Annotated in this window: 1 protein-coding gene; it reads right to left on the reverse strand. The window is 70.5% G+C overall.

All coding sequences use genetic code 11. The features are described 5' to 3' along the window. The coding region (locus tag SB753_RS35410) for a hypothetical protein (protein ID WP_410804734.1) at window positions 1-286 on the reverse strand (286 nt) is incomplete at its 3' end. Window positions 287-359: the final 73 nt, after the last annotated feature.

Consider the following 359-nt stretch of genomic DNA (forward strand, 5'->3'; position numbering starts at 1 on the left):
GCAGCGGTACCTGGCGCTCCTCGGGGGTGAGGCCGCCATGCTGGCCGACCATTCCCCGGCTGCGCTGATCCGCGGCCGTGCCGTCGTAGATCGCGCCGTTGCCCCTCGCCACGACGAGCACGTCGCCGATCCGAGATGCAGCAGCCTCACTGACCTCCGGGCCGAACAGACCGGATGCGATCGTCTGATGCCGCGTGCCGACATCTGCGCGCCCCCCGAGATCACGACGCCACTGCTCGGCGACCACCGACGCCTCGGCATCCGGCTCGAGGTAGACGTGCAGCATCCTCGGTTCTCCGCCGATGTGGCGGACTCCCCCGAGGTGCTCGGACTCGAGGACGATCTGCCGGTGCGCCGGT

It is taken from the genome of Paraburkholderia sp. SIMBA_053 (assembly GCF_046534895.1).
Lineage (GTDB): Bacteria > Pseudomonadota > Gammaproteobacteria > Burkholderiales > Burkholderiaceae > Paraburkholderia > Paraburkholderia caledonica.